The organism is Hyphomicrobium zavarzinii ATCC 27496, from assembly GCF_000383415.1.
GTDB classification, from domain to species: domain Bacteria; phylum Pseudomonadota; class Alphaproteobacteria; order Rhizobiales; family Hyphomicrobiaceae; genus Hyphomicrobium_C; species Hyphomicrobium_C zavarzinii.
Genome location: NZ_KB911257.1, coordinates 1 through 16,591 on the forward strand (window position 1 = coordinate 1; position 16,591 = coordinate 16,591).

The window sequence follows — 16,591 nt, forward strand, 5'->3', positions numbered from 1 at the left end:
CACCACTTTCGGGAGGTCACGTCCTTCAAGATCGCGTTGTCGAGCATCGTCTCGGCGAGCAGCTTCTTCAGCTTCGCATTCTCGTCCTCGAGTGAGCGCAGCCGCTTGGCGTCCGAGACGTCCATGCCGCCGAACTTCGACTTCCACTTGTAGAAGGTGCCGCCGCTGATCCCGTGCTTACGGCAGACGTCCGCCGTCGGCCTACCCGCCTCCTGCTCCCGCAGGATGCCGATGATCTGCTCTTCCGAAAACCTACTCTTACGCATCGTCCGTCTCCTCTCTGGAGGTTACGGACTCTACCCAAATCTGGAGGAAATCGAGGGTCTCAGGTCAGAAGTAGAGAGCGGGTGGGGCGTGATCGTCCGCCGTTGCCCCGTGTACCGGGTTGATACTCGTCGCGAAGTCATGGACGACGGTGTCGTGAAGAATCCGCTTGCGGTCGCGGATTTGGGCGCGGACCAAGCCCCGGCTGGTCAAATAGCCGACTGCAACCGGTCCGCAGTCGCCAAGGCTCACGGCAGCGGGTCCGTTGTAGAAGAGGATGTTCGCGTCTGACGAGATCCGCGTTTGCCGTTCGAACGCCGCAGGAAGGGCCACCACAACGGCGACGATCAGGAGCGCACACAAGGCGAGCAGGAAATCGATCCGATACATCGACACTCGTCGCTAGAGTTTCTGGCGAACCCTCAGGCCAAAGGCTGAAAATCTGGGCTCATGCATAAACGGCATGCTCCAACTCGCGCAACCATCCTGATGTGATCGCTCCGTCAAAGCCCAGTCAGCGGCAGTTACGCTCCGGCGTCTCCCTTAAACGGCCAGAGAAACAAGTGCACCAACATGCACCTTGCATTTCAGGGAGGCTCTCTGCATTCTCCGGCCGAGTTTTCGACGGCTCCATATGCCCCTGGAGCTGGAGCCCTCTTGCCGTCACAGTTGCCGCACTTGATCGGCCTAACGCGTTCGTCCCCTCACCTGTCTCGAACCATCGGCTAACAGACATGAGCTCCGTGAAGGCCGCCTTCCTCACCCACTTCAAGCGCACCGATAGCCCCCGCCGCGAAACGCTACGCCGCGAACTTGCGCGGGAGCGCGCCCGGGAGGGCGGGCCGCCCGAGGCTCCCAAGCTCGTGCTCGCGAGCGCCAGTCCTCGCCGCCTGATGCTTCTCGCGCAAGCGGGCATCGTGCCTGATGCGCTTCGCCCCTCCAGCATCGACGAGACGGCGCGGCTCGCCGAGATGCCGCGCGCCCTCGCCTCGCGTCTGGCTCGCTCGAAGGCGGAAACGGCGCGCGACCAGATCGCCAACGACACGGACATCGCGGGCGCGTATGTGCTGGCGGCCGATACGGTCGTCTCCGTGGGGCGGCGCGTCTTCGGCAAGCCCGAACACATCGAGGAAGCGGTGGCTACGCTGGAGCGCCTTTCGGGACGCTCGCACCGTGTGTTGACCGGGGTTTGCCTGATCACGCCCGACGATCGTGTTCGCACCAAAATCGTAGATACACGGGTGCGCTTCAAACACCTCTCGAAATCGGAAATCGAAGCCTACATCGCCTCGCGCGAATGGCGCGGAAAGGCCGGCGGCTATGCCATCCAGGGGCTTGCCGGGTGTTTCGTGCGCACGATCACAGGCTCCTACACCAACGTCGTCGGCCTGCCGCTGACCGAGGTCGTCAGCCTCCTGATCGGCGAAGGGTTTCCGGTGCACTTCAACTGGCTTCGAGCTGCGGAGGTGGACGCGGAATGACCGCATCGAAGGCCCCACCCGGCACCGTTGGCGGCCGTTGCCCCATCTGCGGCAAGCCGACCGTCCACGCAATACGCCCCTTCTGCTCGGCGCATTGCGCGGACATCGATCTCGGCCGGTGGGTTTCGGGAGCCTATGTGATCGCCGGGGGACAATCCGACGCGGATGAGGATGGCGACGAGGGGTTTGCCAAGGAGGCTGGCGTTCTGGATCGCGGGAAAGGAACCGATGACGCGGAGTAGGGCGCCCACAGCTCCGATCGGTCCATCGGCCGCGGCTAGCCGCCAAAGGCAGCCTTCTCAACAAACCGGGGTGAGGCTTTCTTGAAGGCTAGACAGCCCCCGTCCGACCCCCTATAAAGCGCGAGCTTCGATGGCAGGCCTTCCCAAGGCGAGCGCCTCGAACGAAAAAGCCCAGGTAGCTCAGTTGGTAGAGCATGCGACTGAAAATCGCAGTGTCGGGTGTTCAATTCACCCCCTGGGCACCATTCCCCCATTTTTATCTCTGATGTGCGGATTGGTGTCTCACTCGCCACCGAGCGTCGCGATGCTGCGCTCGTCGATCGAGACGGCCTTGACCAGGGCGTAGACCTCCCGCCCGCGCTCGAGGCCGAGGTCGGCAACGGCCAGACGCGTCAGTGACGCCGAGACGTGATCTCCGCCTTCCAATTCGACCGTCACGAGCGTCAGCGGTCCATCGCCTCCGGCAATAGCGTGCACGCGCCCCTTGAGCGCGGTTCGCACGCTCAGTCCGTGGGGCTTTTCCGTCGCCAGGGTGACATTGGTGGCTCGAATGGCGATACGCACGGTCTTACCCTTCGGGCCGAAGCGGCCGGGAAGCGTGATCTCGCCGGCCGGGTGATCGAGGATCGTCGTCGCGTACTCGGGCAGCTCGCGGAGCGCGGTACCCGACAAAAACGAAACCGCTTCGAAGCGGTCCATGGCGTTGTCCGGCAAGGGGGAGGCGAACACCTCGCTCGGCGGGCCTTGGGCGGCGACCTTCCCGTTGGCCATCCTGACGACTATCGTGGCCAGTCGCGCCACCTCCTCCAGGGCGTGGGACACATAGACGATCGGCAAGGACAGCTCGTCGCGTAGCCGCTCTATGAACGGCAGGATTTCAAGCTTGCGTGCCGCGTCCAGCGAGGCCAGCGGCTCGTCCATGACGAGGAGCCTTGGCGCAGCAAGGAGCGCTCGGCCGATCGCGACACGCTGGCGCTCGCCGCCCGACAACGTCGCCGGGCGCGCGGCGAGCAAGTGACCGATCCCCAGGAGCTCCACGACGGCGTCAAACGGTATGGCCTGCGCTTCCTTGGGCGCGAAGTAGCGCCCGTAGGCCAGGTTCTGCTGCACGGAAAGATGCGGCAGAAGCTGGCCATCCTGGAAGACGAGCCCGACGCGCCTTTGGTGTACGGGCTTTCTTATGCCGGCCGCCGTATCGACAAGCACATGGTCGTCCACGGCGATGCGGCCGCTATCGGGATGCTCCAGCCCCGCGATCAGCTTGGCGACGGTCGTCTTGCCGGAGCCGGAGGGACCAAACAACGCCACACAGCCGTCAGTGCAGGTAAAATCCGCATCGAGAACGAAGCGCGGCCGAGCGAGACGGCACGAGAACCGTATCATTCGAAGCCCGCCCTGCGCTGTCCCGTGCGGCGGCTCAGAAGCTCGGAGGCTATGAGAGCGGCAAACGACAGCACGACGGCGACGACAGACAAACGGAAAGCGCCGCCGTCTCCGCCGGGCGTCTGCGTATAGGCATAGATAGCCGCGGGAATGGTTTGGGTTTCACCCGGGATATTCGAGACGAAGGTGATCGTGGCGCCAAACTCTCCAAGGGCCTTGGCGAAGCAGAGCATGGCTCCCGCGATAATGCCTGGGAGGGAGAGCGGCAAGGTGACTGTCAGGAACACCCAAACAGGCGAGGCCCCAAGCGTCGCGGCAGCCTCCTCGCTCCGCCGGTCGATGGCGTCCATCGCCAAGCGTATGGCCCGGACCATGAGCGGGAAGCCCATGACGGCGGCTGCGAGTGCAGCGCCCGTCCATCGGAACGACAACACGATGCCGAACGTCTGCTCCAGAAGGGATCCGAGAGGTCCGCGGCGGCCGAAGAGGATCAACAGGACGTAGCCGGTCACGACGGGCGGCAGCACGAGGGGCATGTGAACGAACCCATCGAGCAGGATTTTTCCGCGGAAGCTGCCTCGCGACAGGATGTAGGCCGTGAGCACGCCAACCGGGAGACTGAAGAGCATCGCAACAGCTGCCACGCGCAGCGACAGCTTGATCGCAGTAAGCTCTTCCGGCGTGATCGACCACATACTCGACTGCAATTGCAAGCTTGCTCAGACGTTTGCGGCCGACGGGGCGCAGCCCGCCTTCGGCGGGCTCGTTATATTCGCCCACAATCAGCGATGCTGCAAACACTCTTCTCGATTAACTAATGGAGGGTCTGAGAGACCCGGTCTTCCCAAGTCTTGTCGGCTGAGGCTTCCTGACGATCCCCCATGGCGGAAGGGGCCGGGGAATAGCGATAGCCTTCCACCGTCCGCAGCAGGACCGCGCGGGCCGTCGTCATATCGCGCGCGTCCATGGCCTTGCGAAGCTGATCCAGCTCAGCCTTCAACTCCGGCGGCGTCAGAAACGGCTCGTCGGACTTGAAAATGCGCTGATGCTCGGTCGCCTCGGTATGTGCGCCGATCAGCAGCTCCTCGTAGAGCTTCTCACCAGGCCTCAGGCCCGTGTAGGTGATAGCGATATCGCCGTCAGGATTGTTGGCGTCACGAACTTCGAGGTTGGAGAGGCGCACCATCAGACGCGCGAGGTCGTCGATGCGAACGGGGTCCCCCATCTGGAGAACAAACACCTCTCCGCCCTTCGCCATGGCTCCGGCCTGGATCACGAGCTCGGCCGCCTCGGGTATCGACATGAAATAACGCGTGACTTCGGGGTGCGTCACCGTGATAGGGCCGCCAGCGCGGATCTGCTGACGGAAGCGCGGCACGACGGAGCCCGAGCTGTCGAGCACATTTCCGAACCGAACGACGGTGAACACGGTCCCAGTCTGGTCGGATGCCATGGCCTGGAGAACCAGCTCCGCGAGCCGCTTGCTGGCGCCCATCGTGTTGGTGGGACGGACTGCCTTGTCCGTCGAAACCAAGACGAAACGCTCGACTCCGGCATTGCGGGCGCATTCCGCAACAATTCTCGTTCCGAAGACGTTGTTGTCCAATCCGGCGATCGGATTGTGCTCCACGATCGGAACGTGCTTGTAGGCGGCAGCGTGATAGATGGTCTCGATGGCATTCTGCTCAATGACATCGCTGACAAGCCTGGCGTCCAGCACGGAGCCCAGAACCGATTTAATGATCGGACGCTTGGCTGGGCTTTGCAGCTTGGACAGCATCTCGTTGACTTCGAGCTCGATCTTGTAGAGCGCGGGCTCGGAAATATCGAAAAGAACCAGCAAGCGCGGCTGCTGGTTCACCAACTGCCTCACCAGCTCGGACCCGATCGAACCGCCCGCCCCGGTGACGAGGATCGACTTGCCGCGCGTGTTGCGCGTCATCAGCTCCGAGTTGGGACGGACCGGATCGCGGCCGAGCAAATCTCCGACCTCGACGTCGCGCAGATCGTTGATGCTGGCGTGGCCCGAGTCGATATCTGCGTATGCGGGAAGAACCTTGACGACAACGGGAAGGGGCTCGAGCTGCCTCAGCACATCCCGGCGCTCCCGGCGATCGGGGATCGCGACCAGCACCTCACAAACACCCTCGCGTTCGATCAGCCGCGGCAAGCGATTGGGATCAAAGACCTTCACGCCGTGCACGTACTGGCGCCACAGGGTCGGAGAGGAATCGACGAATCCGATCACATCTCGATCGCGCGCTCTGCGGACGTTGGCCAGAAGCTCGATGCCCATATGGCCCGCGCCGTAGATAAACGTGGGCTTAAGGGGCACATTGGGATGAAGCCGCGGCAGGCGCATGTCGACGCTGTCGAGCAGCAGCTTGATCGCGTAGCGCACCAGATTGAGAAGCAACGCGCTGAAGAGCGCGTACCAGATGATCACCGTCCTCGGGATGCCGTTCTGACCCGTCATGAAGACGAGCAGCGCCCACAACAGCGTCGCAAGACCAACCGCAAGGGTGACCTGCGAGACGCCGCGATAGCCAATGTAGCGGGTTACGAGCCGATAGATGCCCAGCCACCAGAGCGTGCCGAGCGTGATGAGAGGTGCGGCGACGACGAGGGCCCAGGCGACCCCGGTCGGGGGCACATAAAGCGCGCCAAAGCGCAGCGACAAGGAGGTCCAAAGCGCCAGGCTCAGGACGGACAGGTCAATCGCCACAAGCACAGCCCGCTTGTGGTATCGCGGCTTATCAAGCAGCCAAGCCCGGAAGCGGGATGGAAGCTCCCCCATGCTACGCTCGATTTCCAATTCGCAATCCCCGCACTCTTATCGAAAACAACTAGGTAAAACACGTGCCTGGAGTGGGGCTGAACCCTCCGCTACCCGCTCCACCGCGCCGAAATATACCGACGCCTAAACCCGCACTTTAGGGTAATCGGACCAGATGGCAATTGCGATGATGCTACAATTAGAAAAAAGGGCGTGAGTTGTCGGAATTTGCCGAGATGACCTAAAAATATAGCATCATGCGGAGCACATCCGATACTTGCATGTATTCTCGCCACATACTTCAGGAACTACCCTGTATCGCGCTGCAGCGTGGAAAATCATTCATAGATTAACCTTGCCTGACCCCAAGATATTGTTGCGTAAGTTAGCAACTCTCTCTTAGGTTGTTGCTTGGCGCATGACTTCACGCAGAACCTCGCACGTTTTCTCGACATGCTCGGGCGCGAGCGAAGGATGCACGAGGAACGCCAAGCTGGTCTCGCCCAGCTCCCGGGCGATGGGTAGCCGTTCAGCGGGACGCCACGGCGTGCCGTCGAAGGCCTTTTCGAGATAGATCTCGCTGCACGACCCTACGAAGCAGGGCACGTCCTTTGCGCGGATCTCGTGGATGATGCGGTCGCGCGTCCAGCCGGCAGCGAGCGCCTGCGGCTCCACGAATACATAGCACCGGTAGCATGCGTGCTCCGCCCACTGCGGAACGTCGGGGACTCTCACTCCATTGAGCCCGCGCGCCGCTCTCCAAATGGTCTCCGAGTTGCGCCGCCGCGCGGCGCTCCACTCGGGCATCCTCTTGAGTTGCAGGCGCCCAATGACGGCTTGCATCTCAAGCATGCGGGCATTGGTGCCGAACGTGTCATGCACCCAGCGAAAGGTGGCCTGCGGCTCGTGCACCTTCATCGCCGCCTGGTTCTTTCCGTGATCCTTGTAGGACCACATCCGGTTCCAGAGGTCCTCGTCGCTGGTGGTAATCATTCCACCTTCGCCGCCGGTGGTGATGATCTTGTCCTGGCAGAACGACCACGACCCGATATGCCCGATGGAGCCCACCGGGCGCCCTTTGTAGCGGGCTCCGTGGGCCTGCGCGCAGTCCTCGATGACAAAAATGCCATGCTGGCCCGCGAGGGCCATGATCGGATCCATGTCACACGGCAATCCACCGAGGTGGACGGGAATGATCGCTTTCGTGCGAGACGTGATGCGCTCGGCAATCGTGGCCGCGGTGAGGTTCTGCGTCTCCCGATCGATCTCGGCAAAGACAGGCGTCGCCCCAAGGGCGACCACGCACGAGGCCGAGGCCATAAACGAGCGTGGCGTAACGATCACCTCGTCGCCGGGACCTACTTCGAGCGCTCTCAGAGCGATCTCGAGCGCTACCGTGCCATTGGCCAGCGCGATCGAGAACTCCGTTCCAGACCATGCAGCAAACTCGCGCTCGAAAAGACGCCCCTCCTCTCCCGTCCAGTAGTTGACGCGGTTGGAGCGCAGCACGCGCGATACGGCCTCAACTTCCTCTTCGGAGAAGGATGGCCAAGGTGCGAAGGATGTGTTGAGCACGTTCTTTTATCCGCTAAGCGTGTTTTTCAAGACGACGCGCGGGCACACCGGCATAAGTGCCCGCGACCGTCAGATCCGCGACGACGGCCGCGCCGACGCCCACCATCACATCATCGCCGATGGTGATGCCCTGCCGCACCGAGCAGCCCGTTCCAAGCCAGGCTCTTTCCCCAACCGTCACGCCACCCGAGAGCGTCGTGCCGGGGGCGATATGGGCGGCGGAGCCGATGATACAGTCGTGGTCGATACGGGCCCCGGTGTTGACGATGGCAGCGTCGCCGATCTTTGCTCCCACGTTGATGACAGCGCCGGCTGCGACGAGCACGCCTTCGCCGACGCTCGCTCTGCGGCTGACGACAGCAGAAGGATGAACGATCGAGCAGGTCCGGTATCCGGCCTCCCGAAGCCGCCGGAACAACTGCTGACGTTTTGCTCCGTTGCCCACGGCAGCAATCGCGTTCGGCCAGCTCGCGGCCAACTGCTCGATCAGCGACAGCGGACCTAAGACAGGAAAGCCGATGACAGGTGTCAGCGTGTCGTGCGCGTCATCCAAGAATGCGATCTCTTCGTAGCCGCACTCCGTCGCAGCGTCAGCGACGACGCGGCCGTGGCCGCCGCAAGCCAAAACGAGGAGCGACTTCGTCATGACCGCTCCCCGGAATTGCCCGGCGCGCCGGTGAAGCGCGGCATGGTCGCTTCGCCCTCAGCCGATATGCCCGATCGCTTCAACACTTTATAAGCCGTCAGCACTAGGATCTTAACATCGAGCCAGATCGATCTATTGTCCACGTACCATACGTCCAGCGCAAACTTCTCGTCCCACGACAGCGCATTTCTACCGTTGACCTGCGCCCACCCCGTGACGCCGGGGCGAACCTCGTGACGGCGCGCCTGTTCGGGCGAGTAGAGGGGCAGATACTCCATCAGCAGGGGGCGGGGGCCTACGAGGCTCATGTCTCCCTTAAGAACGTTGAACAGCTCAGGAAGCTCATCGAGGCTGGTCGAGCGCAGAAAGCCGCCAAAGGGTGTGAGCCGCTCGCTGTCCGGCAGCGGATTTCCCGCGGCATCGCGCGCGTCTCGCATGGTCCGGAACTTCACCATCATGAAGGGCCGGCCATCCCGACCGGGCCGGATCTGGCGAAAGAGGACGGGACTGCCGAGCCGGGACCGAACCAGCGCGGCCAGCAGGATCAGGAACGGCGCCAGGAGGACGAGCATGCTCGCCGACACAACGATGTCGAGCAGACGTTTCATGCAGCGCGCCTACATTCGTCCAAAGCCGAAGCCAGCCGCTTCGCCAGCAGGCTCATATCATAGTTGGCCTCAAGATGGTCGCGCGCGCGTTGGCCCATCTCAGCGCGGCGCTCCGGCGCAAGCGAGGCCATCTCCAGGATGGCCGCGGCGAGCGCCTCCGGATTTTCTGGCGGAACCGTGAAGCCCGCACCTGCCTCGGCTATGGGATTGTTGGCCGCGTCGATGCTGATGATCGTCGGCCGTCCCGCTGCCATGTAGTCGAAAATCTTGTTCATGCTCACGCCGAACCGATAGAGAAGCGGCAAATCTCTTACGCAAATGACGAATGCGTCGGCCTGAGCCGCGCGTGCCGGGATCTCGGACTTGGCGACCGGATCCTCGAAAATCACGTTTCCTAGCGCGAGATCCTTCGCCATTGCCATCAGCGACGGCTTCAACGGACCGTGACCGATGAGGCGAAGCGCGACGTTGCGGCCTCTTGGATCAGCCTGAACGATCCGCATCGCAGCGAGCAGATTGTCGAGCCCGTTGGCTCCACCGTGGGCGCCCAGATACATCAGGGTGAACGACTGCGAAGCCGTGGGCGGGACCGGACTTGGAAACTGATCGAGATCGACCCCGTTCGGGATCCATACAATCCTCTCGGACGGGATACCGAGCGGCTCGATATAGTCGCCCGCTTTGGGGAGCAGGACGATGATGCGCTTGGCGCTCCGATAGAGCGACCGCTCCAGCCAGCGAAGCGCGAAGGCCGCAGGATGGGTGGATGAAATGCGTCCCATGTCGATCAGCGTCTGTGGCCAAAGATCGCGAACCTCGAAAATGAATGGCACGCCATAGCGCCTAGCCAGCTTGCGGCCGGCCCAGGCGGCGAGAGGATGGACGCTCGAACCGATGATCGCATCTGGGGGCGCCAAGCCAGCAAGATTTTCTCGCGCCAGCACGGCACGCGTATAGTCCAGCATGTTCCGGATACGGTCCGCGCCGTTGCCAGAATATCCGCCCGTACGCAGCCAGAGGAATGACACCTCCCCGATCCGCTCAATTTTCTTCGCTTCGCCATCGGCTAGCCTTTGCCGGCCTGTGCCGTGCTCGGTGCTGGCGGCGAGAATGGTGGCCTTCCAGCCATGGGCGGGAAGGTGTTTGGCAAGCGAGAAATGACGTGTGCCGCCCGCACCGCCTGGCTCCAGCGCATAATGATTGAGAATCCAGACGTGCTTCATGCCAGTCCTGAATACGGGTGGACACGCGGATGCCACGTGGCAGGAAAGGGCGCGTTTCCCTCACCCCCCCTACAATGACGGCCCGCACCAGCGCAAGGCACTCTTGAGGCGTGCCGCATGCGGAGGCAACGCCGATCGCACCGAAGCGGCGCGGTCAATTCTTGTCGCGGCCTTCGGGAAGGCTCCCTGTAGCCCTTGCCTTGAGCACGGAGGCGAAATGCTCGTGCAGCAGAACCGCGTAGCCCGCCGCGAGATGCTCGCTATCCCGATACACGATCTTTCCGTCGATTGCGGCGGGGCAATTGTCTCGCGTGCAAAGCGCGTCGGAAAGATCGAGGATCGAATAACGTTCCGTCGTCTCATCCAAAACAGGGCTGCTCATGCCCGCCAGGGCCTCGCCGCGCGCGCGGACGCATGACGCCCAGCGCCCGCCGCTCAAGCAATCCTTGTAGCTCGTGTACATCTGGGGGGTGTCACGCAATTCCACGATCGGAATTCCGGCCTTGACGAGGCGATTGGTGGTCGCGACGAACCCATCGTGCCAGAGCTTCTCGGCCGTCTTGCGATCCGCGGCGCCTTTCTGTCGCGCATCGTAGATCCAGCCGTAGTAGCGCGAGGAATGCGCCAGTATCAACAGATCGGGCGGGTTTGCGATCAGTTCGCCGAGACGCTTCTCTCGCCACGCCGTGCATTCCTCGTAAACAACGCGCTTCGGCGGATACCAGATCGTCACGGCGGCGGACGGACATCCCGTCTTCGACCACGCGTCGATCTGCCAGCCAGCAGTCTCGGCCGCCTTGACGAGCGGCGTGAACCATTGTGCCGCATGGCTGTCACCGAACAGCACGACCCGCGGCCCGCCCAAGCGTCCAAAGCGACAATCGGGATGCTCGATGTCCTTGTAGTCTCCGTGGCAGCCATTGCGATAGTTCGGCCCCAAATCGGCGGTCGCCTCGGCGATCTGAGCTGTGATGGCGGGGTTGGAGCGGCCCGGGAGCGCCTTTGCGCCGAAGCCGACGCCAACGACCAGGGCGATACCGGCGAGTCCAGCCGCAAGCGTGCGGAGCACATTGGCGCGGCGTAGCTCGAGACGATGGATCGGTCTCTCGACGCCCACGTAAGCGGCCCACGCCAAGAGGAACGTCAGCGGCAGGCCGACCAGAATTTTCAAGCTTTCCGACGCGGGATAGAGCGCCGCGAGAAACACCGCAACGGGCCAATGCCAGAGATAGAGGCTGTAGGACATGTCGCCGATGCGAACCATCGGCGGGAGCGTCAGAAGACGGCCGATCGTTGCAGCAAAGGGCCGCGCATCGACCCCCGCGATGAGTGCGACGGTTCCGAGCGTCGGAGCGAGGGCCCATACGCCGGGATAGCTCATATCCTCGCTGAGAAACGCGAAGCTGATAGCGACCGCTATGGTTCCGAGCAGGGCGCAAGCGGCGCGGAGATTTTCCGGGATCGCCGCGCGACGCTCGAAAAGCAGGCCTGTCACGCCGCCAACGGCAAGCTGCCATGCGCGATATTGCGGATGAAAGAACGCCCGTGGCTGGGAGTACTCGATGACAATCAGGGCGGCCGCCAGAGACACCACCGCTATGAGTGCGAGAAGCCCCAGCATGGCCGCGCGCGGATTGCGAGGGCGCCACCAGACCACGGCAGTCACCAGAAGGGGAAGAGCCAGATAGAACTGCTCCTCCACCGAGAGTGACCAATAGTGGAGCAAGGGACTGGGCGGATCGTCGAGGTGGAAATAGTCGATAGACCGGGCCGCGAAATGGAAGTTCGCGAAGAAGGCGGCCGCCGAATACCCATCACTGAACAGCGCGTTCAACCGATACGACGGCAGGAGAAGAACGGCCGCTATCTGAACGGCGAGAATGACCAGCAGAGCGTTCGGCAACAAACGCTTCGCGCGGTTGGCCCAGAACGTGAGCAGGTTCAGCCGGCCATGCTCTTCAAGGTCGCGCATGAGGAGGCGGCAAATGAAGAAGCCGGAAAGCACGAAAAAGATGTCGACGCCGACGAAGCCTCCCGGCACGCCAGCGATGCCGAAATGGAAAGCGATCACAGCGAGGACGGCGACCGCGCGCAGACCTTGCAGATCGCTGCGTCTGCGGTGGGACAGGCCACCTTCAGCCGGGTGCTGGATCGTGGCTGTGGACGCTCCCCCGTTCATTCAGTTCCTGTGCTCGTCCGTTTCCACCAACACGAGCGTGCTCCCATCGACGACACGGTACTTTTCGCCCGTTCTTGGGCAAATCAGTGTCTCGTCGAGAATTTCGCCGGCTCGCGACACCCAGCCGATGCGACGAGCCGGCACCCCCGCCATGAGCGCGAAGGCCGGAACGGGTTTCGTCACCACCGCGCCGGCCGCAATCAAACAATAGCGGCCCAGCTCATTGCCGCACACGATCGTTGCATTGGCCCCGATCGTCGCACCGCGGCGAACGCGTGTGGGGCGGAACTCATCCTTGCGCTCGACCTCGGCACGCGGGTTCAAAACGTTGGTGAAAACGCAGGACGGCCCGCAGAACACGCCATCCTCCAGCTCGACGCCCTTGTACAAGGCGACGTTATTCTGGATCTTGCAATTGTCCCCCACCGGTACATCCGGGCCGATCATGACATTCTGGCCGATCGAGCAGTTCGCGCCGATGCGGCTGCCGGGCAGGATGTGCGCGAAATGCCATATCTTCGTCCCAGCGCCCACTTCGACGCCGTCATCGACATAGGCACTTTCGTGCACAAAGGGCGGCTTAGTCATGGCGTCGGCGCTCCTGCTGCACGGCTGGCCGGCGCAGGTTCTTTAGACGGCGGGCAATCGCCTATCAACACAGCCGTCCATTTCATCCTGCCCACGCACTCCGATCCCAATACCATAGATGTCTCGCCTGTCAGCCAGCGGATGAAAGGGCCGCATAGAGCGCAAGGAGCTTTTTCTCCTCGACGTTCCAATTGTAGCGTTCTTGCACGGCGCGGCGGCCGTTCTCCCCCATGCGCCTTGCAAGATCCGGTTTTTCCACAAGTTGATCGATTGCATCGGCGATCGCCTGCGGGTCGAGCGGATCGACACACACACCACAGTCGTTGCCCCGCACAACTTCGCGCCACGGAGGAAAGTCTGACGCGATGACCGGCAGGCCGGCCGACATGTATTCGAACATTTTGACTGGAAGGGAATCTAGATACGCGCGCGTTGGATGAAGCGTCACGATGCCCGCCATCGAACGACCCAGGACAGCTTTGACTTCCGAGCGAGAGAGGAAGCCCAGCTCATTGACCTTCTGCCAAGCTGGCAATTTTTCGAGCTCAGCCTTCGTCGCACTCGCCTCGAACTTCCCTCCCAGATTGAGCCGCGCACCGGATCTGGATAGCCCCATCGCAGCCACCACCTCCTTAATGCCGCGGATCGCCGAGATGCCACCGATGTAGCAGACTTCTCTTTGTTTTCCGGCCCATGGGCTTTCTCCCTGGAGTTCTCCGAGAATGGGAAAATTATTGACGTCTATCGTCTCAATTCCCTTCGCTACGAACTTGTCGCGGATCACCGGAGTAGCAGCGATAACGGAATCCAGCCGGCGGCACGCAAGGCTTTCGAACGCTGACATCGACCCCGAGATCGAACGCCGAAGGAGAGGATGAAGATAGGGCTTCGAGAGAATTTGAACCGGCACGTCCTCATGAGAGTCGAAGATGACGCGCTTGCCTTTGCGCTTCAGCGCCAGCCCCGCTGGAAGCAGCTCCGGATCGTGAAACTGGTAGATATCCGCATCGATCTTGAGAGCTTGCTTCAGAACCCGCCGGGTCGCGCCAAGCATTCGATCGACGCGGTCTTTGGGCTTGCCAACATCATAGATAGAGACGCCCTCACGCTCCGCATCCCCTTCCCCGTCGGCCACGACAAGCGAAACCCTGTAGCCGGCCGCAGCAAGGCTTCTGCATTGCTTCACAAAAATTCGGGTATCAAACCGAGGGTGAGCAGATGTGAGATGGGCAACACTAACCACTTGCGATACCTCCGATCTGCGTCCACCTCCCCCTCCCGTGGCCATGTCGTCTTACGAGGACCGCCCCCGGCAAGTCGATACATTTTTTCTGCGCGCACTCTATTCACAAGGTTCGCACAAGCCCACCGACACTAGGCTTAAAGCTCCTGCCTGAAACTTCTGCGTCGTCGGAGACTCAAATGAGAACTACCTCGTTCACCGGGCGACATGATAGTTACTGGCCCAGCTTTCTACTCGGCGCCTTTTGTTCATTTGGCATCTTCATCGGCCTCTTCGGAAGAGTTTTCGATTTTTCTAGCGGGTTGCTGGGGGTCGCGACTGTCCCCGCGAGTGCTATCATTTTATTTATTGCTGGTCGCGGAAGCGTCACACGCTGGGCAACGTGGACACCATTGATCGCAGCGATTGCGATTAGCTTGCTGGCAGCGGCACAAGCCTCAGATTCGCAATGGCAATTTGCTTTGTCTCTGAGTGAGTGGGCACTGCGCGATGCAAGCTATTATGATTCTAAGCTGTTGATGCTTGGGGTGACCATTGTTCCTCAATTGGCCCTCACCGCGATTGCTATGCTTGCAGCTGACAAAGATGCAATGATTGATGGTGTGTTACTTGCGCTTGCAGGCATTGCAGCCATTGCCGCATCTCGAGTGTTAGTTGATTATGGCTCGACCCTATTGCGCACTGAGTTTTTGGTGGCGCGGGAGTTCTACAGAGAAACAGCGCGTGGCTATTCTCTCGTCAGCTACGGCACTCTGATGGCTCTGGGCTCTATCGCCGCCCTGCGATTCCGGCTTGGGTGGGCGCTTTCATCTGTCCTCTTGTTCATGACTGCACTACTTAGTCGCCGCACAGAAACAATAGCGCTAGTCGGCGTAATTGTTACATTTGCCGCAATTAGCGGTTACAAATCTAGAGGCTCCGCCCGGTTTATTGGAGTGCTCGCGCTTTCTGCTTTTCTTTTTATAGCGCTTCATAACGGCCACAACCTTCACTATTTTGGAAGTTTAACTTATAGCTTTCAAGAGCGCATAGGTATACTCAGGTCGAGCAATAAGGAAAGCACACCGGCAAACATATCCTCTCCGAAACAGATGAAATTATCCGCAGCGGCACCGGCCGAAGCGGCATCGGCAGATAAATCGCAAGACTTTTCTGCGTCCCCCAGCAAGAATTTATCGACTGACAGAGATGCTACAAGCAATCTGTTTAGCCCACTCTTGGGAAAAGGGCTTGGGTCATTCCAAAACCTAACCACCTCGAATTTGTCATATCCTCACAACATTCTAGTGGAAACGTTTCTCGAACTTGGCCCGATTGCGAGTGTCTTCACGGCAGTAATTTATCTAACCCCGCTGCTTGCCTTTAGCGCACCCCTGTTCCGAGGATATATGGCGTTGAGGCCGATGCTACTGACGGGATCGATTTTTCTCGCGATGATTATCTCCTTGAAAGCAGCCGACATCACCGCCATAGGGCGATCCATGTTCATCTCCAGCTTGACCTTGGTTTGTCTTTTTTCGCACGAACGTTGCATTTTTAGAGTCCGAAATTCCCAGCACCGCGACGATGGTGATGAGTGCGCCGTGAGTTGTCAAAGTGGTAACTAGATCGGACGCAGTTGCAAACGTATAGATTGGCATCGACAATGCAGCAGTTGCGAACGTAATTCCGTTCCCCCCTTGAGCCATTCTAGCAACGATAAGAAATCCACCCAACGCAACTGAATGAGCTATCACCCCCAAAATACCGGCATTCGCCAAACCCATCCCTATAAATCCGCTATTGGCGGCCATTTGCGCGTTGTTGAATGCTTCTCGGCCAATTAAGTTTGCCGGCAATAACTCGAAAGGTGACGCAATCAAACCAAGCGTAATTCGGCTATATGACCACCAATAGTAACTTTCCGTTTCTAAAAAATATCTCTGATAATACCAATTCAAAACCGATGGAGCCATGAGAGCACGCTCCAGAAACACCGCCGAAAGCCAACGCGGCTCTCTATCCAAAACCTTCATCCCATGAAGGAAGAACATGCGATCAATCAACGACAACGCTACAATGATGAGCAAGAGACTGCACAAAGCGACCACGGGCCGACGGCGGCTACTGAGAAACCATACTCCGATTGAAAAAAAAGGATAAAAAGCAGGAGCCTTGTGAGCGGTCAAGGCGAACATCAAAATGCCAGCAACGATTGTAATCACGACTTTCGACCAACTGTTCGCGTAAAGCGCTAGCACTGTTGCTAGCGGAATCAACGAGTGACTAACAATCGCTCTAGCGTACTCCATCCACGACGGAACATTGGCAGCAATTTCCCGCCGAAGCTCGTAGACGCGAAATAGATCAAAACTAATGTACTTCCCAGCAAAATAGATCTGCG

15 protein-coding genes and 1 tRNA gene are annotated in these 16,591 nt (G+C 60.5%); 4 read left to right on the forward strand and 12 right to left on the reverse strand.

The genetic code is table 11. The features are described from left to right. Together F812_RS0108000 and F812_RS0108005 are read right to left on the reverse strand one after the other, a co-directional pair. A partial coding sequence (locus tag F812_RS0108000) for a transposase (protein ID WP_020085445.1) occupies positions 1–266 on the reverse strand: 266 nt, incomplete at its 3' end. A 64-nt stretch (positions 267–330) separates the two neighbouring features. Beyond that, positions 331–654: a hypothetical protein gene (locus F812_RS0108005; protein ID WP_020085446.1), complete on the reverse strand. Its 324-nt coding sequence runs from the start codon at positions 652–654 to the stop codon at positions 331–333. Between the two features lie 344 nt (positions 655–998). Here F812_RS0108005 and F812_RS0108010 point away from each other — a divergent pair, with 344 nt between their 5' ends. From F812_RS0108010 to F812_RS0108020, 3 genes are all read left to right on the forward strand, one after another. Then, positions 999–1,745: a Maf family nucleotide pyrophosphatase gene (locus tag F812_RS0108010; protein ID WP_020085447.1), complete on the forward strand. Its 747-nt coding sequence runs from the start codon at positions 999–1,001 to the stop codon at positions 1,743–1,745. Next, the gene (gene yacG / locus F812_RS23095) at positions 1,742–1,987 is read left to right on the forward strand and encodes a DNA gyrase inhibitor YacG (RefSeq protein ID WP_020085448.1); all 246 of its coding nucleotides are present in this window, start codon (positions 1,742–1,744) and stop codon (positions 1,985–1,987) included. The genes F812_RS0108010 and yacG overlap by 4 nt, the downstream gene beginning before the upstream one ends. A 169-nt stretch (positions 1,988–2,156) precedes the next feature. After that, positions 2,157–2,232, forward strand: a tRNA-Phe gene (locus tag F812_RS0108020). Positions 2,233–2,269: 37 nt separating this feature from the next. Here F812_RS0108020 and modC read toward each other — a convergent pair. From modC to F812_RS0108070, 10 genes are all read right to left on the reverse strand, one after another. Next, positions 2,270–3,370 carry a molybdenum ABC transporter ATP-binding protein gene (gene modC, locus F812_RS0108025; protein ID WP_020085449.1) on the reverse strand — a complete coding sequence of 367 codons (1,101 nt, stop codon included), beginning with the start codon at positions 3,368–3,370 and terminating at the stop codon, positions 2,270–2,272. Next, positions 3,367–4,065 carry a molybdate ABC transporter permease subunit gene (gene modB, locus F812_RS0108030; protein ID WP_020085450.1) on the reverse strand — a complete coding sequence of 233 codons (699 nt, stop codon included), beginning with the start codon at positions 4,063–4,065 and terminating at the stop codon, positions 3,367–3,369. Before modB ends, modC begins: the two co-directional genes overlap by 4 nt. Positions 4,066–4,184: 119 nt before the next feature. Continuing rightward, positions 4,185–6,167 carry a polysaccharide biosynthesis protein gene (locus tag F812_RS0108035; protein ID WP_020085451.1) on the reverse strand — a complete coding sequence of 661 codons (1,983 nt, stop codon included), beginning with the start codon at positions 6,165–6,167 and terminating at the stop codon, positions 4,185–4,187. Between the two features lie 378 nt (positions 6,168–6,545). Beyond that, a complete protein-coding gene (locus tag F812_RS0108040) occupies positions 6,546–7,721 on the reverse strand; it encodes a DegT/DnrJ/EryC1/StrS family aminotransferase (protein WP_020085452.1) in 1,176 nt (391 codons plus the stop codon). Between the two features lie 13 nt (positions 7,722–7,734). Next, on the reverse strand, positions 7,735–8,367 hold the full coding sequence (locus tag F812_RS0108045) for an acetyltransferase (RefSeq protein ID WP_020085453.1): 633 nt from the start codon (positions 8,365–8,367) through the stop codon (positions 7,735–7,737). Next, positions 8,364–8,975 carry a sugar transferase gene (locus tag F812_RS0108050; RefSeq protein WP_020085454.1) on the reverse strand — a complete coding sequence of 204 codons (612 nt, stop codon included), beginning with the start codon at positions 8,973–8,975 and terminating at the stop codon, positions 8,364–8,366. The genes F812_RS0108045 and F812_RS0108050 overlap by 4 nt, the downstream gene beginning before the upstream one ends. After that, positions 8,972–10,198 (reverse strand): glycosyltransferase family 4 protein, encoded by a 1,227-nt coding sequence (locus F812_RS0108055; RefSeq protein WP_020085455.1) that lies wholly within the window; start codon positions 10,196–10,198, stop codon positions 8,972–8,974. The genes F812_RS0108050 and F812_RS0108055 overlap by 4 nt, the downstream gene beginning before the upstream one ends. Before the next feature lie 154 nt (positions 10,199–10,352). Further along, entirely contained in the window at positions 10,353–12,377 is a 2,025-nt protein-coding gene (locus F812_RS0108060; protein ID WP_020085456.1) for an acyltransferase family protein, read from the reverse strand. Then, positions 12,378–12,965 (reverse strand): N-acetyltransferase, encoded by a 588-nt coding sequence (locus F812_RS0108065; protein ID WP_020085457.1) that lies wholly within the window; start codon positions 12,963–12,965, stop codon positions 12,378–12,380. Positions 12,966–13,095: 130 nt separating this feature from the next. Next, positions 13,096–14,208, reverse strand: coding sequence for a glycosyltransferase family 4 protein (locus F812_RS0108070; RefSeq protein WP_026867950.1), 1,113 nt, complete (start codon positions 14,206–14,208; stop codon positions 13,096–13,098). A 179-nt stretch (positions 14,209–14,387) separates the two neighbouring features. Between F812_RS0108070 and F812_RS26465 the strand changes: the two genes are divergently transcribed. Beyond that, positions 14,388–15,815: a hypothetical protein gene (locus F812_RS26465; protein ID WP_156827322.1), complete on the forward strand. Its 1,428-nt coding sequence runs from the start codon at positions 14,388–14,390 to the stop codon at positions 15,813–15,815. The last annotated feature ends 776 nt before the right edge of the window (positions 15,816–16,591 follow it).